A 24539-nucleotide genomic window follows, 5' to 3' on the forward strand; every position below is an offset into this window, starting at 1 on the left:
CCAGTTGGTGATACGATCCGTTCACTAAGGGGCGACGAGGTACCGATGGGAGCGCGCGAGTTCACTGACGCGGGAGAGCGCGGACGCCGCCGGGACCTCGTCCGCCGGATCGGGGATGCGTCCTTCGGCGCGAGGACCGGGACCTGGCACGCCGATTTCGCCAAGGCGATCCACGAGGCGACGGGTCGCGAGATCGGGCGCGCCCGCGTGGCGCAGTGGCTCCTGGAGACCGATGCGGCGAAGCCAGTCCCGAAGTGGGTCGTCGATTCCCTGCCGGCGATCGCCCGGGCCGCCGCGGCCGACCTGCGGACGCGGGCCGCCACCCTCGATGCCGCCGCCGACGATGCAGGGGCCCCGCCCGGGGCCCAAGGCGAGCCCGGGTCGGACGGCGAGCCACCGCGCGAATCTGGGTCGCCCGCGGCCGAGGCCGCCCCTGAGGAAGACTTCGACCTTGACGCCTTCGTGGGGCAGGTCCTCGCCGCCGGGCCGGTCGACTGGAGCGAGACGCGCGGGCAGGACCTGCTCTAAGCCCTCTCCCGCCGCTCCCGGACGAGCCGCTGCTCCTCCGGCTCCAGCTCGGACCGCTCGACCCGGGCGACGACCTGGGCGAGGCTGGCCGGTTCCATGCCGGGCCATGCGTCCACGCCGACGTCCAGGCTCAGCCGAGTCGGCTCGAACAGGCCGTGCACGTGGCCGTAGGCATGGATGGCGCTGCCCATCGACCCCCGCCACGCGCGCATAGGAAAATGGCAGAGGACGAGCTTCTGCCCCTCGACCGTCGTCTCGACGAGGTCGCGCGGCGGCTCGGCCCACGGAAGGTCGAGCGTGTCGCGGTGGTCGTGGTTGCCTCGGACCAGGCGCTTCGTCCCGTTGAGCCTGTCGAAGATCTCGCGCAGCGGCCCCGCCTTCAGCCTCATGGCGAAGTCGCCAACGTGCCAGACGTCGTCCGCCGGCCGGACCCGGGCGTTCCAGGCCGCGACCATGGCCTCGTTCATGGCCGAGGCGTCGCGGTCGTCGAAGGGGCGGCCGCACATTCTGGCGATTTGGGAATGCCCGAAGTGCTGGTCGGCGGTCAGGAAAATGGTCATGGCGAGGATCCGTAGGGGGCGGACCCCCTGCGAGGCCCTAGGGTTTGGCGGAGGAGTCGGGATTCGAACGGGGGAACGGTTTCATGCTTGCCTCCTGCGGCGCGGTGTAAGGCTGCGGTCCTCGATGACGACGCTGCCGTCGAGCGGGGGCATCCGCACCTTCTTGATGGCCTCTATGGCGGCCCCCATCTCGGGGCCGTCGCTGTAGCGGCCGAGCGTCAGCCCGGACCGCTTGTGGCCGACGATGGCCGCAATGAGGTCGCCCGGGACGGCCGCGCGCTCCATCTTCGTGATGAACCATCTTCTGAATGAATGAAAGTTGATTAGAGACCTTCTCTTGCCTTCCAGCTCATCACGAACCTTGATATCACGCGAATACTTGGTGAACCTCTTCGAATAATATGATGAACGCGGCTTGACCGAGGGAGGCTTGGGGGCCGGCCACTCGGGGAACAGGTCGTCGTCGGGCTTCTTGCCCTCGATGCGCCGGCGCACGATCGGCAGCAGGTCCGGGTGGATCGGCACGTCGCGCGAAGACTTCTCCTTCTTCTGCGGCTTGAAGGTGAACCAGCCGTCGTCGCACTCGCCGACGCGCAGGTCGATCACCGCGTCGAGCCGGGCCCCGGTCAGGGCCGCCACCCACATGACGTCGAGCATGGACCTGCCCTCGGGCGGGTCGCCCATGAACAGGCGCTGCATCTCCGAGTCCGTGAACGCCCGCTCCTCCTCGTCGTGCGCGACCTTGTCCTTGGCGATCGTCAGGTCATGGAACGGGTTCCCCTTGGCGAAGCCCCGCTTCGACAGCCAAGACCAGTAGAACTTGAGCCTCCCGAAATACTTCGCGTTGGATCCCCACGCGAGCCCGGTGTAGGCGGGCATCTCGTCCATGTACCGGAGCGCGACGGGCCGGGTCACGTTCTCGATGAAGGGCTGGATCGGAGGGTTCCGGGTCGACAGCCAGTCCAGGAAAATCCCGAGCGCCCGCGGCTCGTCGAGCTTCGACCGGTCCGCGATCTTGAGCGTCCGCATGAACGACTCGTGGTGGTAGGCGATCGGCGTGCTCCCACGGACGATCTGCCGGTACTCCTCCGCCTCGGCCAGGGCCTCCTTCGTGGGGATGCGGATCTCGTCCGGGCCGAGCTCGGGGTTCCACACCGTCTTGTAGGTCGCCCCCTTGCTGAGGATCTTGTCGATGCGCTCGTTCATGCCCTGGCGGAGGAAGTGCTCCATGTCCTCGTCCGCGTCCTGCAGCATGCCCCGGACCTCCAGGGCCTCGGCGAGGAGGCTGTGCTTCTTGCCTCCGCGCGCCGTCCAGGCATCCTCGATCCGGCGCTTGAACTCGGCGATGACCTGCGGGGCGCGAGCCCTCGCGATGAGCAGGGACTGCGTGTCCAGCCCCTTGACGAGGCGCTGGCCGAGCTGGTCCTGGAGCTGCCGGGGGACCGCCATCGTCACGCGGTAGTACCCCTTATACTCGGCGAGGTAGCGCACGCCTGTGTTGGTTCTGCGGGGCACTGGATGGACGTCCTCGGGAGGGGGTTCGTACCGCAGTCGTACCGCTATCTCGAACCGCGATTCCGTGCAATCGCCGGGGCTTGCTTATCCTAGAATCGGTTAAGCGATGCTTGGGGTCTAATCCCTCCGTCTCCGCCATAACGTTTCAACCCCGCCTAAAACATTGTGATCGTTGGATTTTTTCTGGGTCTATTTTGTGGTTTGCCCCCGATTTGTCCCCATGAAGCGGTGCCGGCTCCATCGATCAAAGGAGCGTCTGTATGAAGCAGCGGGTCTCGCCTCACAGCTGATTCGCTAGATGGGAAGGATCCCTCGTTCCTTCGATCCGATGTGTATCGGTCGGTTGTAAGGAACCACGCCGCGCGACACGTATCCCCGCGAAGCACCTGCCGCCGCCGATTGCGGAGGTCGAGGACGGTATGGTCCTCCCCATCCGAACGCGGAAATGAGAGGCGTGCCGTCCGTATGTCAGCGGACGATCCATCGTCGCATCCCAGCGCCTTACCGGAAGCATGATCCGGCGAAGCCTGCCCGGCGGTCGCCGAGACCGTTATCGGGACGAGAATTGCTCTTCCGCTTCTGCCGAGGACGACAGCAATCGGGTGACGCGTGTCCCGAGGGAGATTGAGCTCCCCTCCTCCTTGCGGAACTATTCCTCAGGGTACGGAATGAATATCGCCTCGAAGCCAGCCGCGCACGCGGCGCCTGGCCAGTATCTCGGCTTCGCGCTCCAGCCAGTGCGGCTCTGCCATCATCTTCTGACGGCTCCACCGGGAGCGCTCGTCTCGCTCGAGCACCTCGACGATGTCGCCGTTCACTACCCGAATGGCTCGGTCCTGCTGGAGCAATGCAAGAGCGCCCTCAAGCAGAATCCGGTGTCCGATAGGGCGGCCGATCTCTGGAAGACCTTCTCGCATTGGTTCGAGGGATGCGGGCGTGGCGGCATCGACGTTCTGAAGGCGCGTTTCAGCCTCTACGTGGTGCCGACGCGGGCAGGAAAGCTGGTCCAGGCGCTTCACGAAGCCCGGACCGAAGAGGAGGCGGCTTCGATCGACGCGAAGGTCGGAAGACTGCTCGAGAATTCCGCGACATCCGCCGCATGCGCATCGCATCTGAGAAGCTATCTGGCCGCTGACAAGAACCTTCGAGCATGCGTGATCGCTCGGTTCCGCCTGGAGAACCGCGACCAGTCTCCCGTTTCGCCGTTGCTGAAACTCATCGAGGTGACGGTCCCGCCGGAACTCGCGTTGCCCATAGCCAGGAGCGCCATCGGCATAGCGAAGGAATTGGCCGACGAATTGATCCGTCAGGGCAAGCCGGCGATCATCGAAGGCGATGTCTACAAGCGCCAGTTTCGCTCCTTCGTTCGAAGGCACAACCTGCCAGACCTGCTGGTCTCCCTGGCGCCCAAGCCCGTGCCCGACGACATCGAAGCCGTACTGGCCGTCCGACCCACTTTCGTCCGCCAGCTCGAGATCATCGATGTGGGGCTGGACGAGACGTCCCGTGCGGTAAGCGACTATCTACGAACGTCGGCGGACAAGACGATGTGGGCGGAACAAGGTCTCCTCTATCCCGGCAGCCTGGACCTTTGGGACGAAGATCTGATCAGGCGCCACTCCGCGATCCGCGGTGAGATAGAGGACACTCATACGGACCGAACCGGGGTGGTGCGAGGGCGTTTGGCCTATCGTCAAAGCAGTCGGATCGAGGCTGCGCTGGAGGGACGAGCCGTGCCGGGGCACTTCGTTCATGGGTGCCTCAACGCTCTCGCCGACGACTTCCGCATAGGCTGGCATCCGGACTACGCGGCCCTGCTGCACTCTGACGGATCCTGATGTCCTACCGCCGAGGCGCCGCGATTCCGGACGAGATCGGCATCATCCATAACACCGCCCTGGGCGCATATGCCTTGTGGCGGTTCGGTGTCGGTCATCAGGATCAGTGCGGCTCGCCTCCCCTCGTCCCGTTATCGTTCCTCGTTCTCCCGATTGTTCTGCACAAGCCGACCGTGCGACACGTCGAATCGACTCGGACAGGTTCCGGCCTCGCCCTCTTCGCAGCGAAACTAGGCCAGGAACGGGAGAACCTCCTTGCCGTCCACACGCGCGCCCTGGCCATGCGCGGATTGTCCCTGGAGGCCATCGGGGTGGCGGCAGCGACGGGCTTGGCCACACTCGATCATGCGGAAGCACGCATGCGCTCGAACACAATCGGAATCCGGCGTCCCGACCTGCCTGTCGGCCTCAAACCTATCGCCTCGGCGGCGGAAAAGCTCGGCCATTGGTTTGCGATGGTGGGTCCGGCACAGGTCGGCACGCATCTGGCGGTGCGGTTCTGATGTATTTCCAACTGTCCAAGCTGATCCTTTGGCCCCGCGTACAGGCCCCGTTGCGCGAACTGAATTTCGAACTCGGTGCGATCAACGTCATCACCGGAGCGTCGAAGACGGGCAAGTCGGCCGTCATCCCGATCGTCGACTACTGCCTCTGCGCAGAGAAGTGCGCGATCCCGGTCGGAACCATAAGGGAGCGATGTTCGTGGTTCGGCGTCGTGATCGAGACGCTCGAAGGCCGCAAGTTGCTCGCTCGGAGAGAACCGGGCGATCAGCAGAACACGGACGACATGTTCGTCCTCGAAGGACCCGAATTCGTGGTCCCGGCGCGTATCCCGGGAAAGAACACGAACGTCGAGACGGTCAAGGCAATGCTCAATCGCCTCGCCGGCTTGACGGGCCTCGATTTCGAATCGGGGGGCGACGGCTCGTTCAAGGCGCGACCGAGTTTTGGGATCTGATGGCCTTCATCTTCCAGCCGCAGAACATCGTCGCCAACCCTGACGTGTTGTTCTTCAAGGCTGACACGTTCGAACACCGCGAGAAGCTCAAGACCATCTTTCCGTATGTGCTCGACGCGGTGACGGCGAAGGTTCTCATGGCACGCCACGATCTCGATCGAGCCATGCGGACGTTGCGGCGCAAGCAGAGCGAGCTTCGTGCCGTAGAGGGCGCCACAGGCGCTTGGCAGGCCGAGGCGCAGGCATGGCTGCGCGAAGCCGTCGAACTCGGACTTCTGCCCCCCGGTCCACCCCTTCCGACTGATTGGCCCCGGATCCTGGGTCTGCTGCGCCGCGTCGGGACCTCGTCGGCTCCGCCTAGGCCGGGCATGGCCGGCATGGACGCAACCCTGTCCCGGCTGGAGCGCCTCCGCCGGGAGGAGACGGCTTCGGCATCCCGGTTGGCCGAACATAGGCTTCGATTGAAGGAGATCACGCGGCTCACGGAGAGCAGCGCGCTCTATGCGGATGCCTTGTTCATGCAGCGCGAACGGCTCGAGCTTTCGCGCTGGCTCCGAGCCCGTCTGGTTGATGAACCTTCCACGACCCTCGCAGCGGCCGGAGCCGGGGGACGCGAGCAGATCGTCATGCTGTGCAATGCCCTCGACGGCATCGAGATCCAGCTGGGTGTGCTGGTAGCCGAAGTTTGTCGGCACACGTCCTTATAAATCCTTGATATCGCTAACCGCGGATCTCGGGTGTGCAGCGAGTGTGTCGGCCTCGGAGTGCAATGTTTGTCGGTCAAGCCGATGCAAAGCTCCCGCGAATCTTTTTGCTTCGCCTCGCACCGGACGCTGCGTGAAGAGGCAACAGCAATTTCCGGCGGTGTTTGAGTTGCCGCTTCAGTCTGAGCGAGCGGCCTGGAGAACCATCCGCGGCGTTCCAGGCGGCAAGGCTGGGTGGTTTCCAGACGGTCCGGTTTCGGGTGGCGGAATCCAAAAAGCAGGCGCTCAATCCCAGCGAACGTCCGACAGCTTTGCGCCCGGAGCGGACATCAATGCGGCTGGATCAGCAATCGGAGTCGCGCCAGCACCAGACTTCTGTGCAGGACGCCGGTAAGGTCGCTTATCACCACATAGCAGGGCTTTCGGGCGCTCGGCCTCTCATCCACGTGCCGTTTAGCGGCGGGAAGCCCGCAGGCGAGCCGGTCAACGTGCTGACCGCTTCTCAACGCCGACAAAAAAGCACAGGGACGCCTTGTGGGTGTGGCTCTCGACAGAACCAGGGTGTTGCTCATGACCGACCACATGGGACGGGCGGAGTGGCGGATAAGTGGGGCGAACCCAACAAATTAGCCCCGACGTCGAAGGCCCGTCGAAGCCGCGAGGCGAGGCGCCGACCTGGGCGTGATGTCTGCCGGCCCATTCCAGCGCTTACTCCGCGTGAAACGTCGCGTAAGCCGAAACTGCCGCGCGGTCGGCGCGCAGGGCGTTGGTCGGCTCATCCGGGTCGGCATACCCCAGGGCCATCCCGCACACGATGGTTTCATCCTCCGGGATGCCGACCTCCCGCCGCACGATGGCCGGGTAGCTCGCAATGGCCGCCTGGGGGCAGGTGTCGAGCCCGGCACTGCGCGCCGCGATCATCAGGGTCTGAAGGAACATCCCGTAATCGAGCCAGCTGCCCTGCTCCAGGTCCTTATCGATGGTGAAGATGAGACCGACAGGCGCGCCGAAGAACGTATAGTTGCGCCCACGCTGCCGAAGCGACCCCTCGTGATCGCCCCGCGCGACCCCGGCGAGTTCGTAGAGCCGCCAGCCGATCTCGCGGCGGCGCCCGAGATAGGGCTCGCGCCATCGGGTCGGGTAGTACTCGTATTCCCGCGCTTCCGGCTCGCCCGCGGAATGGGCCGCAGTTAAGGCCTCGGTCAGGCGGGCGAGGGCCGGCCCGGTCAGCACGTGCAACTTCCAAGGCTGAATGTTGCTGCCACTCGGCGCTCGGCCCGCCAAGACGAGCAGGCGCTCGATCAGACCCTGCTCTACCGGCTGGTCGAGGAAGCCGCGCACACTGCGGCGGCTCTCAATCGCCTCCGCGACGCTGTCGAACCCGTTGGGGACCTCATGCATCAAATGCCTCTCCCTGCTTCGGCCAGGTACCGCGGCACCCTAGGCGGCACCTCGCTTCGACACCTATGGTGACGAGAGCGGCGGACACTTCTCCAAGCGCAGCGTCCAGAGCGTGTCGTGCAGCCAGTCCTGCCGCCCGGCTCCGCCGTCGATCCCGACCATGATGGCCTGCTCTAGGCGCAGTTTCGCCTGGGCGCGTTCGGTCAGCATCGGCACCTGTTCCTGCGGGAAGGCGACGAGGCCGTTCTCGTCCCCAACCAGCACATCGCCGGGGTTCACAACGGCGCCGACGCAGACAGGCACGTTTAGCCGGACCGGCCCTGACTTGTAGGCCCCGGTGGACGAACCCAGGGGCATATCAGGGGAAGTCTCCCGTCGCGAAGCAAGCGGAATCGTGCATGGCGCCATTGATGACGAAACCCGCGCGGCCGCGGGACACCGCATAGGCGCGCATCAAGTCGCCCCAAAGTGCGTTGTTCAGGTCCCCGCCGCCACCGACGACGAGGACGTGTCCAAGCTTCATCAGGGTCATCGTCACGTGCATCCCGAGATTGTGTCCCGGACGGGTCATGATGGTGAGGGCGGTGCCGACAAGCTTGCCTTGCCCGTCGTAGCGGTGCGGCCCCACCATCTCGCCGAGCCGGTCCAGCGCATCGCTCGACATGGGGATCGGCAGGGCGATAAGGGCCCGCCACTCGTCCTGCACGAGGACGGCATCGGGTGCACCGCGACTATCGGATTCGACGTGTCCTTCGTTGCTTTGAGGCTTGTTCTGCTAAGCGGCGCGCCGCTCGATCGGGTCGATGATTGTCATCATGACGGTCAGCGCGACCAGCGAAGCGCCGCCGAGGAAGAGGAACACATGGTCCCAATCGGAGTGATCAAGGATCACCCCCGTGACGAACGGCAGGAGGGCGGCCCCGGCTTGACCACCGGTGTTCACCGCGGACACGGCCAGGGGATAGGCTTCCTTCGTGGTCAGCCCCGCCGGATATACGGTGAATGCCGAGTAGCCGAGGTTCAGCAGAAACCCGGTCAGCATGAGGAGGGCCGCCAGCGTTGGCGGATCGTTCGGGGGGTGCACCAGCGCGTACATCATGAACACCGTCGAGATGGTGCTGATGAGGATCGTCGGCTTGCGCCGCTTGGCCACGATCCGGTCCGAGAACCACCCGCCGACGAGATTGCCGAGAACGCCACCGACGAATGGCGCCAAGGAGACGAAGCCGACATTCATGATCGAGAAATGCTTGACCGTGACCAAGTAGGTCGGCAGCCACGATAGGATCACCGTGATGATCCCGCTCATCAGGAAGTATCCGGTCGCGAGGCCCCAGATGTGCGGGCTCGCGAAGGTCTCCCGGGCAGTGATGATTGGGCGGACGACCCGCGCCCGCACCAGCCGGTCGAGGCGGCCGATCCAGCGCGGTTCCGCCGCCGCAGTGGTGGTCTCGGGACTGGGGGCCGTGCGCGGGCCGGCCTGGATGTGGTTGGCCTCCCCTTCGGACACGAACTGGTTGCGCCCCGGATCGTCGGTTACCAGCCCAAACCAGAGGATCGAGAACACGATTCCCGGAAGCGTGCAGAAGTAGAAGACGTAGGGCCAGCCATAGGCCGTGATGATGACGGCCCCGATGGGTGGGACGAGGACAGGCCCGAACTTCGCCGCAGCGAGGAAGATCCCGACGGCGGTGCCCTTCTCCTGTGGTGGAAACCACCGGTTGAGCATGGAGAGGATAGCCACCGGCAGGGGCGCCTCCGCGAGGCCGAGGGCGAGGCGGTTGGCCTTCATCGCGAAAGCGGAGCCGGCGGTGCCGAGAAGGCGCGTGAAAAGGGAGGTGAGCAGCATGAAGATCGGGAAGGTGCTGCGCACCCCGAACCGCCGCACGAGGAAGCCCGAGGGGATCTGCGCGACGGAGTAACCTACGAAGAACAGGCTGATGACCGCGCCGGCCTCCGTGTTGGTCATGCCGAACTCGGCCTTCACGAACGGCAGCACGATGCCGACATTCGCCCTGTCGGCCGAGGCGAGGGTGTAGATCCCGAAGACTAGGACCATCAGAACCCAGCGGAACCGCGTGGTGCGCGCGCCCTCCGCTGCAGCCGTTCGTTTGAGGTCTCCTTCGGCGGCAACCTGCTGCATGGCCTTCCTCCCAATACAGCCGGCCGCATCTTGTGAGCGGTCCGGCCCGGTTCGGTGCCCCGCCTTTTGCGGTAACGCCGTCTCAGCTCAGCCGCTCGACGGCGATGGCCGTCGCCTCGCCGCCGCCAATGCAGATCCCCGCGATGCCCCGGCGCTGCCCACGGCGTTCGAGGGCGGCGAGCAGGGTGACGAGGATGCGCGCGCCCGAGGCGCCGATCGGGTGTCCGAGGGCGCAGGCGCCGCCATGGACGTTGACCTTGTCGTGCGGCAGGCTGAGATCGCGCATGGCGGCCATGGCGACGACGGCGAAGGCCTCGTTGATCTCGAACAGGTCGACATCGCCGAGCGACCATCCGTTCCGCTCCACGAGACGCTGCACGGCGCCGACCGGCGCTGTCGGAAAAAGGTGTGGCGCATCGGCGAAGGAGGCGTGCCCGCGAATGGCGGCGACCGGTGTGAGGCCGCGCCGCTCGGCCTCCGACAGGCGCATCAGGACCAGGGCCGCCGCGCCATCGGAGATGGACGAGCTGTTGGCGGCGGTGACCGTGCCGCCTTCGCGGAACGCCGGCCTCAGCGAGGGGATCTTGTCGGGCTTGGCCTTGGGCGGCTGCTCGTCGGCCGTCACGTCCCGCTTGCCTTTGCCCGCCTTCACCGACACGGGCACAATCTCGCTGGAGAACGCGCCTTCGCTCATCGCGTTCTGCGCGCGGTCGAGGGAGGCGAGCGCGTAGGCGTCCTGGGCTTCCCGGGTGAACTGGTAGGCCTCGGCGCAATCCTCCGCGAAGGTGCCCATCAGCCGGCCGGGGTCGTATGCGTCCTCCAGCCCGTCGAGGAACATATGATCCACCACGCGGCCGTGACCCATCCGGTAGCCGCTGCGTGCCCTCTCAAGCAGGTAGGGAGCGTTGGACATGCTCTCCATGCCCCCCGCGACGGCGACCCGGATGGAACCGGCCATCAGGCCGTCGTGAGCCATCATCACGGCCTTCATCCCCGAGCCGCACATTTTGTTGACGGTGGTGCACCCGACGGCGCGCGGCAGCCCAGCACCTAGAGCGGCCTGCCGGGCCGGCGCCTGCCCGAGACCGGCCGGCAGCACGCACCCGAACAGGGTCTCATCGATGTCCTCGCCAGACAGGTCGGCCCGCTCGACTGCGGCGCGGATCGCGGCCGATCCGAGCTCTGTCGCCGTCGCCCCGGAGAGTTCGCCCTGGAAGCCGCCCATCGGCGTGCGGGCGAAGCTGACGATGGCGATGGGGTCATCCGTCATTGCATCCTCCTCCTGCCATCCTTCTCCCGATCCAGCCCGCCCGGGGGCGTTACACCGGATCGGCGGCCTTGAGCGTGTCCATGCGTTGGGGCCCGACCGGCTCCGTAGCCACGGCGGTCACCGGACGCGCGGCCCCATCAGCGACGCTCCCACCGTCGATCAGCGCGGCGATTTCATCCCTGGCGAGGCCCGCTTCCTTCAGGATTTCGACGCTGTGCTCGCCGTAGGCGGGAGCCGGACGGTCGAGGATCGGTTGCGTCTCGCTCCAGAGGCTGGGTGTCCGCATGCGGCGCACGCATCCCTCGGTGGGATGCTCCTCGGTCCGAAAGAACCCGATCGCCTTGAGATGCGGATCCTCGAAGATCGTCTCGAAGTCGTGCATCGGCGCGAACGGAACGTCAGCCTCGTCGAGAAGGACCGCCCACTCCGCCGTGGTCCGGCCGGCGAAGATCGTCGCCAGTTCAGCGTACAGGTCGGCGATGTGGACGCTGCGGGCGGCCATTGTGGTCAGGCGCGGATCGGCCTCGAAGCGCTCGGCCTGCCCGATCGCCGCGTAGAAGGACCGCCATTGCGTGTCGTTGTAGAGAAGCGCACAGAGGTAGCCGTCGCGGGTGCGGAACGGGCGCCGTTCGCGGGCGAGGAGCCGGGCGTAGCCACCCCCGTCGAGGGGCGGGTCGAAGGTCCGGCCCGCCATGTGATCGCCGAGCACGAAGGCGGTCATGGTCTCGAACATCGGCACGTCGATGCGCTGGCCCTGGCCCGTGCGCTCCCGGTGAAAGAGCGCGGCGCACAGGGCGCTCACGGCGCTAAGCCCGACGATGCGGTCGGCGATGGCATTGGGCACGTAGCGCGGTTCGCAGCCACTGGCCTGCGCGACGAGCGCCGGGATCATCGCGGCACCCTGGATCAGGTCGTCGTAGGCCGGGCGCGCGGCGTAGGGGCCGTCCTGGCCGTAGCCGAACATGCCGAGATAAACGATGTCGGGCCGGGCGGCCGCTACCGCGTCATAGGAGAGGCCGAGGCGCTCCATGGCGGCGGGGCGGACGTTGTAGACCAGTGCGTCGGCCGTCTCCACGAGCCGCAGCAGGGCGGCGCGCCCCTCCGGCCGCTTCAGGTTCACCGCAAGGCTGCGCTTGTTCGCGTTGTTGTTGAGGAACAGGCCGCCCATCCCAGGATGGCGACCGGGGGCGATGTTGCGCACCCCGTCTCCCCCTGGTGCTTCGATCTTGATGACGTCCGCTCCCATCTCGGCGAGCGCCTGCGTCGCCGAGGGGCCCATCATCACCGTCGTCATGTCGACGATGCGGATGCCGGAAAGCGGCCCCATTAGAGGCCCCCGAGGCTCTCCCGGCCCTTCACGAGCCGGGCCGGACTGTAGACGATGATGCACTCACCCCGCTGATTGATGATCCGGTTGCGAGTCTTGACCAGGCCGCGGCCGGGTTTCGTGGTCGGCCGCGATTCCAGAACCTCGCATTCGACGTGGATCGTATCGCCGGAGAAAGTGGGGGCCTCGACGGACAGCTCCATGCCCAGGAAGGCGAGGCCAGTGCCCTGCACCACCGACTGCATCAGCAGACCCTCGGCAAAGGAATAGACGAGCGCGCCGGGCACAAGCCGGCGTCCCTCGTAGAGCGAACGCTCGCGCAGGTACTCGGCGTTCGTGAACAAGACTTCGACCATGCCCGTGACGCCGATGAAGGCCGTGATGTCGGCATCGAAGATCGTTCGGCCGATCGTCTTGAAGCGGAATCCGACCGGCGTGTCTTCCCACGGCAGCCCAAGACCAACGGTCGGGATTGCGGGGCTGGCTTCCATCTTTCCTCCAAGATTGTTCATTCCGGCCATCTTGTATTCAGCCTACGCGTTCCGATACAAAATCGTCAATGCGATTTTATTAATCGCATATATGATCAAGTACCCGATGTACGACGTTCTGGGAGGGAACGGCATGTCCGAGGGGGTGCGGTCCGAGAGTCGTGAGGGGATCGGCGTTATCACCCTCGACCGGCCGGAGGTCATGAACGCCTGGGACGCGGCGATGCGTCGGCGGATCGCGGATTGGCTACATGCCTACGACCGCGACGCGTCCGTGAGGGCCGTCGTGCTCACCGGCGCGGGCGAACGCGCATTCGGGGCCGGGCAGGACCTCCGCGAGAAACGGCCCTCCGGCGGTGCGAAGATCGATGCTTGGATCGACGAGTGGGCGGTTTTCTTCGGAGCGCTGCGGGGCCTAGGCAAGCCGATCATCGCGGCCCTGAACGGCGTGGCCGCCGGCTCGTCGTTTCAAGCAGCGCTGATGTGCGACCTGCGCATCGGGCATCCGGGCGTGCGGGTGGGCCAGCCGGAACTGAAGAACGGCATCCCGAGCAGCATGGGACCGTGGATCCTCCATGCCTGCCTCGGCCCCGCTAGGGCCGCCGAACTGGTGATGACCGGGCGGCTCATGCCCGCCGAGGAGGCGAAGTCGATGGGCCTCCTCAATCGGATCGTGCCGCAGGCCGACGTCCTGCCCGAGGCCCTGGCGCTCGCCGCGGAACTCGGGTCCCGCCCGGCCACCGCCACCCGCCTGACCAAGGAGCGCCTGCGCTCGCTCACGGAGCCCGGCTTCCGGGACGCGATCGTGTCCTGGAAAGCGATGCTGCACGCGGCCTCACACGACCAGGCGTCGGCCTGACCCACGGACGGATTGAGGACACCCGGCGGGCGATCCAGGGAGCAGATGCGATGGATGCGGCCCCGGTCCCCAGCGTTCCGATAGCGAACACCAAGCTCACGAGCTTCTACGGCGATATGACTCCGCCTGAGCGGCGCGCCTTCTGGGCCTGCTTCACGGGCTGGGCGCTCGACGGCGTCGACTTCATGATCTACCCGCTCGTGCTCTCGACGATCATCGCGACCTGGCACGTCGACCGCAGCTGGGCGGGCTTCGCCACGACGCTGACGCTCCTCGCCTCGGCTGTCGGCGGCTGGCTCGCGGGCTACCTGTCCGACCGGATAGGACGGGTGCGCACGCTGCAGATCACCGTCCTGTGGTTCTCCCTCTTCACCTTCCTCTGCGCCTTCGCGCAGGATTTCACGCAGCTCACCATCGCCCGTGCCTTCGTTGGCATCGGCTTCGGGGGCGAGTGGGCGGCCGGCGCCGTGCTGATGGGCGAGACGATCGGGCCGCAATACCGGGGCCGCGCGGTCGGCACGATCCAGTCCGCCTGGGCGGTTGGGTGGGGCAGCGCGGTGCTGCTGCAAGCCGTGGTCTTCTCGGCCCTGGAGCCCGAACTCGCATGGCGCGCCATGTTCCTGATCGGGATCTTCCCTGCCCTGCTTATCGTCTACGTGCGCCGGAACGTGGCCGAGCCGGCCATCTCCGAGACGGCGCGGGCGGGCGTGGAGGACAGGCGCAGGCCCGGCCTGCTCGCCATCTTCGCCCCCAGCATCGTCGGGACCACGATGCTCGCAGCCGTCCTCGTGGCCGGTGTCCAGGGCGGCTACTACGCCATCACCACATGGCTGCCGACCTACCTCAAGGTCGAACGCGGTCTCACCGTCATCAACTCGACCGACTACCTCACCGTCCTGATCCTCGGCAGCTTCGCGGGCTACCTGTACGGGGCGTGGTTCGCGGATCGCTACGGCCGGCGCCCGCTGTTCCTGACCTTCTCGGTGGGCGCCTGCGCCATCGTGCTGGTTTATACGCAAGTCCCGATCTCGAACGGTGTGATGCTGGTGCTCGGCTTCCCCCTCGGCTTCTTCGCCTCGGGGGCGTTTTCCGGGCTCGGCGCCTTCCTGACGGAGCTGTTCCCCACCCACCTGCGCGGATCCGGCCAGGACTTCGGCTACAATTTCGGGCGCGGGCTCGGCGCCCTCACCCCGACGCTGGTCGGATACCTCTCGTCGGTCATGCCGCTCGCGACTGCGATGGCACTGTTCGCGAGCGTCGCTTACGGCATCATGTTCGTCGCCGCCCTCTGCCTTCCGGAGACGAGGGGTCGTGACCTCCGGGCCATCGACCAGGCCCCGGCGCGGCCATGACGGGGACGGGACGGAAACGGCGCCCGTCAGCCGAGATGGCGTGCGATGGCCGCGCGCAGTTCGGCGACGAGGAATTCCGACTGGGCCTCGATGGTGCTGGACAACCCGCCGAGGCCGAGCCCGATCGGCTGACCCGCCACCGAGTCAGGCAGCAGCATGCCGACTATACCGGCCCCCGCCGCCACGCGGTCCATCGACAGGGAGTAGCCGCGAGCCCGGACAGCGGCGATCTCGGCCCCCACGGCGGCAAGGTCGACCAGCGGCTCGTCGCGCCCCTCGCGGACCCGGTTCACCCGCGCGATCCGGGCCTCCACCTCCTCGTCGCTCATACCCGACAGGAGCAGCACGCCCATGCCGGATGTCGCGAGCGGCCGCACGGTGCCGCGCGTGATGTGCAGGCGCATCGGCTTGGTGGCCGGGATGGCATCGATATAGGTGGCGACGATATCCGTAGCGATGCCGAGCAGCACCGTCTCGCCCGTCCGCAGGCTGAGATCGTGCATCATCTGCGCGATCCGGCCGTCGGTAACCCCGACATTGACCCATCGTCCCAGGAGCGGAACGCGGGCGGTCGGAACGACAGCGCGCCCATCGCCCGTGTCGGCGAGATATCCCCGGTCGATCAGGGATCCCACGAGCATCGAGGTGCTCGACTGGGGGATCTCCAAGGCACGGGAAATCTCGGACACGGTGGCGGGCCGCTCGATGCGGTCGAAATACTCCAAGATGTCCAAGACCCGCGTGGCGGACTTGACCTGGGGCCCCTCGGGCTTCGGCTTGCGCGGTCTGGCCATGATCCGCGCTTAATCACCTGCTCGATTTTTGAAATCAAATGGACGAATAAGCTCGTGGCCTGCACGGGGCACAGTCAGTCCCTGCATCAGAGTGGTGACGCATCGTGAGCTTGTGGCAGCCCTGCATCGATCCCGCCTACGTCGAGGGTTTGCGGTCCTTCGCGGCGGAGCATATCGCCCCGGAGGCCGACGCGATCGACCGGGAGGACGTATACCCCACGGCCATCGTGAAAGCGCTCGCGATAGCCGGTTACAACGCGGCGACGACGGAGCCGCGATACGGCGGGGGCGGCCTCGGCTACGGCCATGCGGCGGCGATCTTCGAGGAAGTCTCCTACGCCAGCGCCGCGGTCGGCATCTCGCTCATCACGATCTTTCAGGCACAGACGATCCTCAAACTCTTCGGCTCGGACCAGCTGAAGGACGAGTTTCTGCCCCGCTTTGCGCAGGGGCTGATCTCCTCCTACGCCCTGACGGAGGCGAGCCACGGCAGCGACATCCGCAGCCTCGACACCAAGGCCGTGCGGGAGGGAGAGGGCTGGACGATCCGGGGGAGAAGTCCTTCATCACCTCCGGGTCGGGCGCTGAGTTCTTCATCATCCTCGCCGAGACCAACGCCGGCATTTCCGCCTTCGCCGTCCCCGGCGACACGCCGGGCCTCTCCACCTATGTCGGCACGAACTCGGCGACCTTCGGCCTGCGCAATAGGCCGCACGTGAACCTCGTGCTCGACGCCGTTCGGCTGCCGGAGCACGCGCTCATCGGCATCGACGGCAAGGGCATCCGCCAAGCGGTCGGAACCCTGAACTACTCGCGCACCCTGGCGGCGGCCATCAGCATCGGCATCGCCCGGGCGGCCTTCGACGGGGCCCTCGCCTTCGCGGGCAACCGCCGCGCCTTCGACAAGCGGGTCGCAGAGTTCCAGGGCATCCAATGGTACTTCGCCGACATGCTGAGCGAGATCGATGCAGCGCGGCTGCTCGTCTACCGGGCCGCGCGGGTCCTCGACGACGGGTTCGAGACGGAGCGCTACGGCAGCGAGGCGAAGCTCAAGGCGGCTGCGGTGGCGACGCAGGTCGCCTCCCAGGCGGTCCAGATCTGCGGGGCCTACGGCACGATGGAGACGGCGCCTTTCGGCCGCTACCTGCGCGATGCGAAAGCCTATGAAATTGCGGGGGGCTCCGCCGAGATCCTGCGCAACACCATCGGCAAGTATCTCCTCGCCCACCTGGTGCCGGCGGCGCAGCCATGACCGCGTCCGCGACGATCACCGACCTCCTTGGCCGGAACGCCGCCGCGACGCCCGATCGGCCCTTCGCCGTGACGGAGGACGGCGTCCATGGCTACGCGGCAATTTATGAAGCCGCCCTGCGCACGGCCGGGCGCCTAGCCGGGGAGGGGATCCACCCCGGTGACCACGTCGTCCTGGCCGCCGGCAACTCGGCCGCCTACCTCGTCGCGTGGTTCGGGATCATGGCGGCCGGCGCGGTGGCGGTGACCATCAATCCCGCCCTCATCGGGGACGGGCTCGCCTATGTCCTGCGCCAGTCGGATGCCCGCCTGCTGATCGCGGACGATGCATTCCTGGACGGCCCCTTCGCCGGCCTCGACGAGGCGCCGCCGGACCTACCGGTCATGCGGATAAGGGGGAGGCACCCTTCCTGGCGGAGGCTGCCGGATGGCCCCTAGCGACCACGCGGGCGGAGCGCCCGGCCTCGGCGCCCGCGATGATCCTCTACACCTCGGGCACGACCGGGGCGCCTAAGGGGGTGGTGAACAGCCACGCCGCCTACCTCGCCGCCGGGCGCCACACCGCCGCGATGGTCGGGCTCACCCCTGGGGATCGCTGCATGGTGGTCCTGCCCCTGTTCCACGCGAACCCGCAGATGTACGCGGTGATGTCGGCCCTCCATGTCGGCTCGACGCTGATCCTCCGAGATAGGTTCTCTGCGGGCCGGTTCTTCGAGGACGCGGCGCGCTTCGGCGCCACCGGCTTCACCTTCGTCGGAACGGTGCTGGCAATCCTCGCCGCCCGCCATCCGGACCCGCGGCGGGATCACGCCCTTCGCTTCTGCCTCGGCGGCGGCGCGCCGCTCTCCGTGTGGCATGAGGTCGAGGAGCGGTTCGGTATCAAGGTCCACGAGCTCTACGGCATGACCGAGATCGGCGGCTGGGTGACCGCCAACACGCTGACCCACACGCGTCACGGATCCTCGGCCCCGACGAGACAGGGGAGATCGTGGTGCGTCCGAGCGAGCCAGACGTGATCCTGTCGGGCTATTATCGCCAGCCGGACAAGCTCGCCGAGGCGTGCCGGAACCTCTGGTTCCATACCGGCGATCTCGGCAGGTTCGACACGGACGGCTACCTCTGGTTTCAGGGCCGGTCGAAGGAGTTGATCCGCCGGGCCGGCGAGATGATCGCGCCCGCCGAGATTGAGACCCGCCTGCTCAAGCTTCCGGGGATTTTAGATTGCGCGGCGGTGGCGGTGGCCGATCCGATCCTGGGCGAGGAGATCAAGGTTGCGGTGGTGCGCGCCGAGCACTCGGACCTCCCGGCCGGCGCCGTCCGCGCCTATCTCGCCGCGCATCTTCCGACCTTCATGCTGCCGCGCTACGTTGAGTTCCTCGACACGCTGCCCAAGACTGAGACCGAGAAGCTCCAGCGCCACAAGCTCACCTATCTCAACGACGAGGTCGAGGACCTGCTCGACCCCAGGCGCCCGAGGAATCGCGATGATTAAGGACCGCATCTACATCGTGACCGGGGCATCCTCCGGCCTCGGCGCCGCGGTGGCTCGGATGTTCGTCGCCGAGGGTGCGCGCGTGGTGCTCGCCGATATTGGTCGCGAAGCCGGCGAGCGGGTCGCGGCGGAACTCGGGGAGGCGGCGCGCTTCTCCGCCTGCGACGTGACGCAGGAAGCCGACGGGCAGGCCGCCGTGCGCCTCACCCTCGACACGTTCGGCCACCTGCACGGTCTGGTGAACTGCGCCGGCATCGCCCCCGGCGAGAAGGTCGTCGGCCGCGATGGCCCTCATCGGCTCGACAGCTTCTCTCGGGCGATCGCGATCAACCTCGTCGGCACGTTCAACATGATCCGGCTTGCGGCCGATGCCATGTCGCGGGAGGAGCCGGACGCAGACGGCCAGCGGGGTGTGATCGTCAACACCGCCTCCATCGCCGCCTTCGACGGGCAGATCGGGCAGGCGGCCTATGCCGCCTCGAAGGGCGGCGTCGCGGCGCTGACTCTGCCGGTGGCCCGCGAACTTTCCCGTCACGGCATCCGCGTGGTCACGATTGCCCCGGGCATTTTTGAAACGCCGATGATGGCGGGCCTGCCGGCGGATGTGCAAGAGAGCCTCGGCAAGACCGTGCCTTTCCCTCCGCGCCTCGGCAGGCCGTCCGAATACGCTGCGCTGGTCAGGCACATCTGCGAGAACCCGATGCTCAACGGCGAGGTGATCCGCCTCGACGGCGCCCTGCGCATGCCGCCGCGCTGACGGCGGCGCTCAGGCAGGGTCACCCCCGGCATCCGCCTGAGCGAGGATCTTGTAGGCCAGCCGCAGGTGCATTGCTTCGATCATGCGCCCGTCTAGGGTGAGCACGCCCGCCTCCGGCGATGCCGCGAAGGCGTCGCGGACCGCCCGCGCCCAGGCGATACGCTCCGGCCCCGGCGCGAAGGCCCGCCGCACCGGATCGATCTGGTCCGGGTGGATGCAGAACCGGCCCGAGAAGCCGTCCTCGGCGGCCGCGCGGGCTTCGCGGTCAAGCCCCGCCCCGTCCCGGGGATCAGCGAACGGGGTATCGATGACGGGGACGCCCGCAGCGGTGGCCGCGAGCAGCGTCATCGCCCTGGCCTGCATCACCGGCGCCGAAAAGAGGCCCGCCCTGTTCCGAGGCGCGACGCCGTGGTCGCCGGCGATATCCTCGGCGCCGAAGGCCAGGGCCAGCAGGCGGGAGGACACGCCGCGATAGTCGAGCCCGTGGATCGACGCTGCGGTCTCCGTCACCAGAGGCAGGATCGCGATCCTCCCCTGCGGTAGGCCGTGGGCGGCCTCGAGCGCCGAGATTTGGTGATCGGGGATCGAGAAGTCGGCCGGACCGGTGCATTTCGGCAGGACGATCGCCGCGGGCCGTGCCTTTACCGCCGCCGCCAGGTCAGTGAGATGCCACGGGGTCGTCCGCGCGTTGATCCGAATCAGGATGTCATCGCGGTCGAGGCCGGCGAGCGCCGCGGCCACGAGATCGCGGGCGGCGACCTTGCCCGCCGGCCCGACCGAGTCTTCCAGATCGAGGATCGTGCCGTCCGCCCCCGCGGCGAGGGCCTTGGCGATCTTGCGCGGCGAATCGCCGGGGGCAAACAGGAGTGTCCGCAGCTTCAGCGCCGTTCCTCCACGAGGCGGCGGCGCGTCAGGGCCATTCGGGTGCAGAGGGCGATGGTCATCGCCATGCCGCAGAACAGGACGTTGTCGGCCTCGGTGACCGCGCGGCGCCAGTCGGCGTCGATCACCAGCCCGTCCGTGAAGTCTTCGAGAAACAGGCCGGGCATCCTCATGCCCCCACGAAGGTCGGCGGGCGCTTGTCCAGGAAGGCCGCGACGGCCTCCCGGTGGTCGGCGGTCGCATGGGCGAGGGCCTGCATGGCGGCGGCCGTCTCCAGGTGCTGATCGAGCCGTCCCGAGCGCCCGGCCCAGAGGAGCCGCTTGGTCATGCGCACGGCGTGGGGCGGGTTCGCCGCGATCCGGCGGGCGAGGCCGACCGCCTCCTCGAGCAGGCGGTCGGCCGGGACCACCCGCGAGACGAGCCCGCAGGCGAGGGCCTCCGCCGCCGCGACCCGCTCGCCCGTGAGCGCCATCTCGCACGCCTTCGAGAAGCCCACCACCCGCGGCAGCAGCCACGCCCCGCCATCGCCCGGCATCAGACCCAGGGTGACGAAATTCTCCGCGAACCACGCCGCTTCGGAGGCGATGCGGATGTCGCACATGCAGGCCAGGTCGCAACCGGCCCCGACCGCCGGACCGTTCACCGCCGCGATGACCGGGACTTCCAGGCGCTCGAAGGCGAGGGGGATCCGCTGGATGCCCTGCTTGTAGTTGAGGCGCGTGCGGGCGGGGAGGGCGTCGCTCAAGCCGCCGGCCTCGCCCATCGTCTTGATGTTGCCGCCGCTGGAGAAGACCGAGCCGGCGCCGGTCAGGATGGCGACCCTCGCCTCCCGGTCGGTGTCGAGACGGGCGAGGGCGGCGAGGACGGCCTCCACCACCTCGGGATCGGAGATCGGGTTGCGCTGGTCGGGACGGTTGATCGTCAGCGTGACGATCCCGTCCGTGGCTTCGTAGAGGATGGGGTCGGTCATGTCGGTCCTGTCAGATGTGAGTCGCAGGCGGTTCCCCCGGTCACCGGAGGCCGAGCCCCCTGGCGATGATGCCGCGAAGGATCTCTCGGGCGCCGCCCCGGAGGGAGAAGGAGGGGACGCTCATCACCGTGCGGGCGAGGACCTCGCCGAACCGGCGCGTCACGGGCTCGTCCGGGTCGAGGATGACGAGGGCGCGGGCCACGTCGGGGATCGCCTGCTCGAAGACGCTGCCGAGATCCTTGACGATGGCCGCCTGAAGGGCCGGGTCCGCCCCGTCCTGAAGCAGGCGGGCGACCCCGCGCGACAGGCGACGCAGGACGATCAGGTGGGCGGTGAGCCTCCCGATGGCGATGGCGGCCTCGTCGCCGGGCTCCCGGCCGAGCAGGCGGATCAGCTCGACGAGGAGCGTCATGGAGGACAGGAAGCGCTCGGGGCCGCTGCGCTCGTTCGCCAGTTCGGCGGTGACCTGCTTCCAGCCATCGCCGAGATTACCAATCAGGTTGGCCTCCGGTACGAACGCGTCCTCGAAGACGACCTCGTTGAAATGGTGCGCGCCCTGCAGGTCGATGATCGGCCGGATCGTGACACCGGGCGTATCGCGAAGGTCGATGAGAAGCTGGCTCGTGCCCTCGTGCCTCTGCGCCTTCGGGTCGGTTCGGCAGAACAGGACCATGACGTGCGATTCGTGCGCGTAGGTGGTCCAGAGCTTCGTGCCGTTGACCCTGAAGCCGCCCGGCACCGGCTCGGCCCGGGTGCGCACGGCCGCGAGGTCCGAGCCGGAATCCGGCTCGCTCATGCCGATGCAGGCGAAGCACTCGCCCGCCGCGATCCGGGGGAGGTAGGTCCTGCGCTGCGCCTCCGTGCCGAAGCGCAGGATGAGCGGCCCGGTCTGGCGATCCGCGATCCAGTGGGCGGCGACCGGCGCACCGGCCGCCAGCATCTCCTCCAGCACCACGTACCGTTCGAGGGCGGACCGTTCCCGGCCGCCATAGGCCCTCGGCCAGGTCATGCCGATCCAACCCCGCTCGCCCATCCGGCGGCTGAAGCCGGCATCAAACCCGGTCCATGAACCGGTGCGGGCCTCGGCCGGCATGTCCTTGAGTTCTTCGCGCAGGAAGGCCCGGATCTCGGTGCGAAGCTGCTCCGCCTCGGGGGCGTGAGGCGCATCGGGAAAGCTGAAACGCTCCATGTCAGGCAACCTCCTCCAGCGTCCGCGCGCCGGCGTCCGTGACGAAAGGCCAGAAGCCGTCGGCTCCGGCGGCGAGGGCGAGCCGTCCGAGATACAGGCTCCAGGCCCGCTCCGACCCGAACTCGTCCCGCCACGCCCAAAGGCGCTTGGTGAAGACGTGCAGGGAATGCTCGGCCGTGATGCCGATGGCCCCGTGGACCTGATGCGCGATGGCGGCTCCGATCCCCGCCGCTTCCCCGGCCCGGACCTTGGCCGCCGCGATCGTCGCGGTGCCCTCGGGCAGGACGAGGGCGTCCGCCGCCAGCGCGGCGGCGGCCCCCGCCGCGGCCGTCTGGCCCGCGAGGACGGCGATCTGCTGCTGGACCGCCTGCTGCTTGCCGATGGGCTTCCCGAACTGCACGCGCTCGCCGGCATAACGGACCGTGAGGTCGAGTATGCTCTCCAATGCGCCGGCCATTTCCTGGGCCCGCAGCGCCGCTCCGGTCGCGCGCAGGCGCTCCGCATTCCAGAAAGCGGAGAGGGGACGCACCTCGCCGGCCGACAGCGCGGTGCGCAAGGTCAGGTCGTCGCGCGGAAGGTCCGCGAGATTCCGGCCCTCCGCCACGGACCAGCCGGATCGCGGTATCCGGGCGATCCACGTTTCACCCCCGTGCGCCACGAGCAGGGCGAGGGTCTGCGCGGTGCGTCCCCAGGGCACGCCGGCAACGGTGCCGGTCAGCGTCCATTCTCCACCATCGCCGGATCGCCCGACCTCGATGCCCGCGCGCGAGGCCGCCAGCGATGCCGGTCCCTCGGAAGGTGGCAGGTCCGCCTCGGAGAGCAGCCAGTTCGCCAGCATCGTTTCCCCGAGGGGAAGCGTCCCGCCGGACCGGCTCGCGACCCGGACGAGACCGAGGGCGGCGGACGGTTCGAGACCCGCACCGCCCTTCTCCTCGGGCACGAGCGCGAGGGGCAGGCCGGTCTCGTCGAGGGCGCGCCACGCCTCCTCGCTCCAGCCGGCCGCGCCGCCGATGCGATCCACCGGGAAGAGGTCGGCGTAGAGCCGGGTCGTCGTCGTGGCGAGGATGTCGAACGTGTCGTCCATTCGCGTCTCCCTTCGTGTCTATCGCCGCCCGTCAGGGGGCGGTGGCCTCGGCCACGGCGAGGACCCCCGCCGCGACGAGGGTTTCGATCCGGTCCGCCGCGATGCCCCAGGCGGCCAGCGCGCGCCTCGTGCCCTCGCCGCGCCGCTGCGGCGGTGACGGAGGGGCGGCCGGCGTGCGGCTGAAGCGGGGCGCAGGGGCCGGCTGCGTCACACCCTCGACCGTGACGAAGGTGCCGCGCGCGGCGTTGTGGGGGTGGTCGGCCGCCTCGGCCATCGTTAGGACGGGGGCGAAGCAGGCATCGGTCCCCTCGAGGAGCGCACACCACTCGGCGCGCGTCCGCGTCAGGAAGAGCTCTGCGAGACGCTCCCGCAGCCGCGCGTCGTCCGGCGTGCCCGCCGGGAGGCCGATGAGGCGGAAGAGCTCGCTGCCGAATCGCGGCTCGATGGGGGCGATCGAGACGAGCCCGCCGTCGCGGCATTCGTAGGTGTCGTAGAGCGCCGACCCGGAATCGAGGAGATTCGTGCCCCGCTCCAGGCTGTGCAGACCGGCGGCGAAGAGGCCGTAGAAGGTCGTCATCAGCGATGCCGCCCCATCGGTCATCGCCGCATCGACCACTTGGCCCCGGCCCGTTCGCCCGGCCTCAATCAGCGCGCAGGCGACGCCGAAGGCGAGGTAGAGCGCGCCGCCGCCCATATCCGCCACGAGGTTGAGGGGCGGCACCGGCTTGCCCTCGGCCCGGCCGATGGCCGCGAGGGCGCCTGTGAGCGCGAGGTAGTTCAGATCGTGCCCGGCGGCCTTCGCCAGGGGACCGGATTGGCCCCAGCCCGTCATGCGCCCGTAGACGAGGCGCGGATTGCGGTCGAGGACGACCTCCGGCCCGAATCCCATCCGCTCCATCGTTCCCGGCCGGAACCCCTCGATCAGGGCATCCGCCCCGGCGAGGAGGTCGTGGACGAGGTCGACCGCCCGTGCGTCCTTCAGGTCGATGGCGACCGAGGGACGCCCGCGCCGGGTCAGGTCGAGCGCGTCGGGTCGGGCGATGCCGAGATCGGCCGGGATCGTCCGGTCGAGCCGGAGGACGTCCGCCCCGAGGTCGGCGAACAGCATCGCCGCCATCGGGGTCGGCCCGATCCCGGCGAACTCGACGATGCGAAGTCCCGACAATGGCCCAGG

At 68.0% G+C, this 24539-nt stretch carries 29 protein-coding genes; 13 read left to right on the forward strand and 16 right to left on the reverse strand.

Annotation, left to right across the window (positions count from 1 at the left end):
- The first annotated feature begins 45 nt into the window (after window positions 1–45).
- Entirely contained in the window at window positions 46–528 is a 483-nt protein-coding gene (locus FVE89_RS20675; RefSeq protein WP_052516919.1) for a hypothetical protein, read from the forward strand.
- Here FVE89_RS20675 and FVE89_RS20680 read toward each other — a convergent pair.
- Complete coding sequence (locus FVE89_RS20680; protein WP_043074448.1) at window positions 525–1088, reverse strand: metallophosphoesterase family protein; 564 nt, start codon at window positions 1086–1088, stop codon at window positions 525–527. The genes FVE89_RS20675 and FVE89_RS20680 overlap by 4 nt on opposite strands.
- Window positions 1089–1169: 81 nt before the next feature.
- A complete protein-coding gene (locus FVE89_RS31690; RefSeq protein ID WP_043074449.1) occupies window positions 1170–2603 on the reverse strand; it encodes a tyrosine-type recombinase/integrase in 1434 nt (477 codons plus the stop codon).
- 668 nt (window positions 2604–3271) lie between these two features.
- Between FVE89_RS31690 and FVE89_RS20690 the strand changes: the two genes are divergently transcribed.
- The 4 genes from FVE89_RS20690 to FVE89_RS20705 are packed head-to-tail and all read left to right on the forward strand — an operon-like array spanning window position 3272 to window position 6106.
- Window positions 3272–4441: an ABC-three component system protein gene (locus FVE89_RS20690; RefSeq protein WP_160536117.1), complete on the forward strand. Its 1170-nt coding sequence runs from the start codon at window positions 3272–3274 to the stop codon at window positions 4439–4441.
- Window positions 4441–4944, forward strand: coding sequence for a three component ABC system middle component (locus FVE89_RS20695; protein WP_160536119.1), 504 nt, complete (start codon window positions 4441–4443; stop codon window positions 4942–4944). The genes FVE89_RS20690 and FVE89_RS20695 overlap by 1 nt, the downstream gene beginning before the upstream one ends.
- Complete coding sequence (locus tag FVE89_RS20700; protein WP_210254065.1) at window positions 4944–5399, forward strand: hypothetical protein; 456 nt, start codon at window positions 4944–4946, stop codon at window positions 5397–5399. The genes FVE89_RS20695 and FVE89_RS20700 overlap by 1 nt, the downstream gene beginning before the upstream one ends.
- Window positions 5399–6106: a hypothetical protein gene (locus FVE89_RS20705; protein WP_160536122.1), complete on the forward strand. Its 708-nt coding sequence runs from the start codon at window positions 5399–5401 to the stop codon at window positions 6104–6106. Before FVE89_RS20700 ends, FVE89_RS20705 begins: the two co-directional genes overlap by 1 nt.
- A 705-nt stretch (window positions 6107–6811) precedes the next feature.
- Here the strand turns inward: FVE89_RS20705 and FVE89_RS20710 are convergent.
- The 7 genes from FVE89_RS20710 to FVE89_RS20735 form a co-directional block, all read right to left on the reverse strand.
- The gene (locus FVE89_RS20710; protein WP_160536124.1) at window positions 6812–7504 is read right to left on the reverse strand and encodes a nitroreductase; all 693 of its coding nucleotides are present in this window, start codon (window positions 7502–7504) and stop codon (window positions 6812–6814) included.
- Between the two features lie 63 nt (window positions 7505–7567).
- The gene (locus tag FVE89_RS31555) at window positions 7568–7861 is read right to left on the reverse strand and encodes a hypothetical protein (RefSeq protein ID WP_281408995.1); all 294 of its coding nucleotides are present in this window, start codon (window positions 7859–7861) and stop codon (window positions 7568–7570) included.
- A gap of 1 nt (window position 7862) precedes the next feature.
- The gene (locus FVE89_RS31560) at window positions 7863–8210 is read right to left on the reverse strand and encodes a hypothetical protein (protein ID WP_342389711.1); all 348 of its coding nucleotides are present in this window, start codon (window positions 8208–8210) and stop codon (window positions 7863–7865) included.
- Window positions 8211–8279: 69 nt separating this feature from the next.
- On the reverse strand, window positions 8280–9647 hold the full coding sequence (locus tag FVE89_RS20720) for an MFS transporter (protein WP_160536126.1): 1368 nt from the start codon (window positions 9645–9647) through the stop codon (window positions 8280–8282).
- A gap of 82 nt (window positions 9648–9729) precedes the next feature.
- Window positions 9730–10917, reverse strand: a complete 1188-nt coding sequence (locus FVE89_RS20725; RefSeq protein ID WP_160536128.1) for an acetyl-CoA C-acyltransferase — start codon at window positions 10915–10917, stop codon at window positions 9730–9732.
- A 49-nt stretch (window positions 10918–10966) separates the two neighbouring features.
- Entirely contained in the window at window positions 10967–12244 is a 1278-nt protein-coding gene (locus tag FVE89_RS20730; RefSeq protein ID WP_160536130.1) for a CoA transferase, read from the reverse strand.
- Window positions 12244–12600 (reverse strand): acyl dehydratase, encoded by a 357-nt coding sequence (locus FVE89_RS20735; RefSeq protein ID WP_246731057.1) that lies wholly within the window; start codon window positions 12598–12600, stop codon window positions 12244–12246. Before FVE89_RS20735 ends, FVE89_RS20730 begins: the two co-directional genes overlap by 1 nt.
- Here FVE89_RS20735 and FVE89_RS20740 point away from each other — a divergent pair.
- Both FVE89_RS20740 and FVE89_RS20745 read left to right on the forward strand, forming a co-directional pair.
- Window positions 12599–13594 carry an enoyl-CoA hydratase/isomerase family protein gene (locus tag FVE89_RS20740; protein WP_246731058.1) on the forward strand — a complete coding sequence of 332 codons (996 nt, stop codon included), beginning with the start codon at window positions 12599–12601 and terminating at the stop codon, window positions 13592–13594. The genes FVE89_RS20735 and FVE89_RS20740 overlap by 2 nt on opposite strands.
- Before the next feature lie 50 nt (window positions 13595–13644).
- Entirely contained in the window at window positions 13645–14946 is a 1302-nt protein-coding gene (locus FVE89_RS20745; RefSeq protein WP_160536135.1) for an MFS transporter, read from the forward strand.
- Between the two features lie 26 nt (window positions 14947–14972).
- On the opposite strand, the gene FVE89_RS20750 is transcribed toward FVE89_RS20745, so the two are convergent.
- Window positions 14973–15740, reverse strand: coding sequence for a helix-turn-helix domain-containing protein (locus FVE89_RS20750; protein ID WP_160536137.1), 768 nt, complete (start codon window positions 15738–15740; stop codon window positions 14973–14975).
- A gap of 104 nt (window positions 15741–15844) precedes the next feature.
- Between FVE89_RS20750 and FVE89_RS30615 the strand changes: the two genes are divergently transcribed.
- Genes FVE89_RS30615 through FVE89_RS20775 form a run of 6 tightly spaced genes read left to right on the forward strand, consistent with a single transcriptional unit; the run spans window position 15845 to window position 19240 of the window.
- Window positions 15845–16459 carry an acyl-CoA dehydrogenase family protein gene (locus tag FVE89_RS30615; RefSeq protein WP_202130955.1) on the forward strand — a complete coding sequence of 205 codons (615 nt, stop codon included), beginning with the start codon at window positions 15845–15847 and terminating at the stop codon, window positions 16457–16459.
- On the forward strand, window positions 16456–16992 hold the full coding sequence (locus FVE89_RS30620; protein WP_202130956.1) for an acyl-CoA dehydrogenase: 537 nt from the start codon (window positions 16456–16458) through the stop codon (window positions 16990–16992). Before FVE89_RS30615 ends, FVE89_RS30620 begins: the two co-directional genes overlap by 4 nt.
- A complete protein-coding gene (locus FVE89_RS31565) occupies window positions 16989–17429 on the forward strand; it encodes an AMP-binding protein (protein ID WP_160536139.1) in 441 nt (146 codons plus the stop codon). Before FVE89_RS30620 ends, FVE89_RS31565 begins: the two co-directional genes overlap by 4 nt.
- Entirely contained in the window at window positions 17402–18007 is a 606-nt protein-coding gene (locus FVE89_RS31570) for an AMP-binding protein (RefSeq protein WP_342390068.1), read from the forward strand. Before FVE89_RS31565 ends, FVE89_RS31570 begins: the two co-directional genes overlap by 28 nt.
- Window positions 17983–18483: an AMP-binding protein gene (locus FVE89_RS20770; RefSeq protein WP_160536143.1), complete on the forward strand. Its 501-nt coding sequence runs from the start codon at window positions 17983–17985 to the stop codon at window positions 18481–18483. The genes FVE89_RS31570 and FVE89_RS20770 overlap by 25 nt, the downstream gene beginning before the upstream one ends.
- A complete protein-coding gene (locus FVE89_RS20775; protein WP_160536145.1) occupies window positions 18476–19240 on the forward strand; it encodes a 3-hydroxyacyl-CoA dehydrogenase in 765 nt (254 codons plus the stop codon). The genes FVE89_RS20770 and FVE89_RS20775 overlap by 8 nt, the downstream gene beginning before the upstream one ends.
- A gap of 9 nt (window positions 19241–19249) precedes the next feature.
- Here FVE89_RS20775 and FVE89_RS20780 read toward each other — a convergent pair whose 3' ends face one another.
- From FVE89_RS20780 to FVE89_RS20805, 6 genes are read right to left on the reverse strand one after another with little or no spacing between them, the layout of a single operon-like run.
- Window positions 19250–20170 (reverse strand): CoA ester lyase, encoded by a 921-nt coding sequence (locus FVE89_RS20780; protein WP_342390069.1) that lies wholly within the window; start codon window positions 20168–20170, stop codon window positions 19250–19252.
- Window positions 20119–20289, reverse strand: coding sequence for a hypothetical protein (locus tag FVE89_RS20785; RefSeq protein ID WP_202130967.1), 171 nt, complete (start codon window positions 20287–20289; stop codon window positions 20119–20121). Before FVE89_RS20785 ends, FVE89_RS20780 begins: the two co-directional genes overlap by 52 nt.
- Before the next feature lie 2 nt (window positions 20290–20291).
- The gene (locus FVE89_RS20790; protein WP_160536147.1) at window positions 20292–21092 is read right to left on the reverse strand and encodes a crotonase/enoyl-CoA hydratase family protein; all 801 of its coding nucleotides are present in this window, start codon (window positions 21090–21092) and stop codon (window positions 20292–20294) included.
- A 40-nt stretch (window positions 21093–21132) separates the two neighbouring features.
- Window positions 21133–22281 carry an acyl-CoA dehydrogenase family protein gene (locus FVE89_RS20795; protein ID WP_160536149.1) on the reverse strand — a complete coding sequence of 383 codons (1149 nt, stop codon included), beginning with the start codon at window positions 22279–22281 and terminating at the stop codon, window positions 21133–21135.
- A gap of 1 nt (window position 22282) precedes the next feature.
- The gene (locus FVE89_RS20800; RefSeq protein WP_160536151.1) at window positions 22283–23365 is read right to left on the reverse strand and encodes an acyl-CoA dehydrogenase family protein; all 1083 of its coding nucleotides are present in this window, start codon (window positions 23363–23365) and stop codon (window positions 22283–22285) included.
- A 31-nt stretch (window positions 23366–23396) separates the two neighbouring features.
- On the reverse strand, window positions 23397–24530 hold the full coding sequence (locus tag FVE89_RS20805; protein WP_342389712.1) for a CaiB/BaiF CoA-transferase family protein: 1134 nt from the start codon (window positions 24528–24530) through the stop codon (window positions 23397–23399).
- Window positions 24531–24539 lie beyond the last annotated feature (9 nt).

The organism is Methylobacterium sp. 2A (genome assembly GCF_009806555.1).
In the GTDB taxonomy this organism is placed as follows: domain Bacteria; phylum Pseudomonadota; class Alphaproteobacteria; order Rhizobiales; family Beijerinckiaceae; genus Methylobacterium.